General features: G+C 33.6%; 1 protein-coding gene. It reads right to left on the minus strand.

Annotated features, from left to right (window positions below; translation table 11 throughout):
- Nucleotides 1-1,124: glycoside hydrolase family 117 protein (locus MPF19_RS18950; RefSeq protein WP_249989840.1), on the minus strand; the 1,124-nt coding region annotated here is incomplete at its 3' end.
- Nucleotides 1,125-1,550: the final 426 nt, after the last annotated feature.

Below are 1,550 nucleotides of genomic sequence, written 5' to 3' on the forward strand. Positions count from 1 at the left end.
AGGTAATTCCATTTACCAAGTCGGTGCATTATTCCCCAAGTAACACCTTTTCCAGGAATACTATCTGTGTCTACAAAGTTACTAACTCTATACATTCCTCCTGCTTCTGGTTTTTCTAAACCATGTTTTACCGGATAAAAATTAATACCATCTTCTGCAAATTGAATACTATTAGCTTCTGGTCCTTCAGTTAAAATAGCACAAACTCCGTTTTTATAAGGCCATACAATTACTTCATGTCCGCCTACAATTACAGGATTGTATTTTGATTTGATATAAGGTCCTTCTGGTTTATCTGCTATTGCCAAACCTACTGCTGCTCTATTAATATCTGCATATTTTCTAGACATTACATTTCCTCTTTCATTGTTATCCCACGGAGTTCGGGGAGACGATTTGTAATACAGCCAATATTTCCCGCCACGTACAATTAATGATGGATCGTGAACTACATTACCATCCCAATCATCCTGATTTCCTGGATATAATACTGGTTTTTTCATACGATGCCATGGTCCATCAGGAGAATCTGCCCAAGACATTCCTAAAACATTTGGATTAAAATCCCCTCCAAAAATGGGGTCCTTTCCTCCTTTATGTCCTTGTTTTAGACTTCCTGCTGCTTGATAGAACAAGTAATATTTTCCTTTTGCAACCAAAATATCAGTTGTAAAAACACTTCTGTGATCGTATTCTCCTTTTTTACCTCTTTTAATTGCGACTCCTTTTTCTGTCCATTTATATCCATCTGGAGAAGTAGCATACCAAATCTCTGCTAAATCCCAGTGATATGCTCTTAATGTATCATTCGCAGCTTTTATACCTACTACAGGAATACCCGATGGTGGTCTTGTATACCAAACATAGTACAAACTATCTACTTTAATAACACTAGAAGGATCTCTTCGTGTAACACCTTCTTCAAACCCAATACCACTAATTTTGGTGAATTTGAACTTTGTTTCAAACTCATTAAATTTCTCATAACGGAGCTTATTTTCTTTAAAACGCTTGTATGATGCACTTTGATAATTTTCAGAATTCACTTCTGATTTTTCTTCTTTCTGCTGACATCCCAGAATACCTAAAGAAAGTATTGCTAATAATATCTGTAGTTTTTTCATTTATGATTTATGTTAACCTTTTTTTTAAAATTATAACTAAAAGCTAATACTTGCTTTCTTTTTTTACTGAATTCAACATTGTCTTTAAAAGAATCTTTTTGTTCCTCTATACAACGGTAATTTCAATGTCGTTTTTATCAACAAAAAAAATAATCAATTCATGCTTCCAATCAGTGAGGTTGGCAGTAGAACAAAGCTCTCATCGATTCATATGATAAAAATCTACTAAATTCCAATCTCGTTCATGCCTAATTACTTCATCAAAATAATTTAATCCTTTTTGTTATTAATCTCTTCCCATTTTTTATCAGAATGCATCCATTCTTGCATTTTATTGTACTCCTCTTCTACCTTCAAACCTTTCTCTAAGCTTAAATTACAATCAAAACGTTCTAGGTAATTCCATTTACCAAGTCGGTGCATTAT

Source organism: Polaribacter sp. Z014 (genome assembly GCF_023555435.1).
In the GTDB taxonomy this organism is placed as follows: domain Bacteria; phylum Bacteroidota; class Bacteroidia; order Flavobacteriales; family Flavobacteriaceae; genus Polaribacter.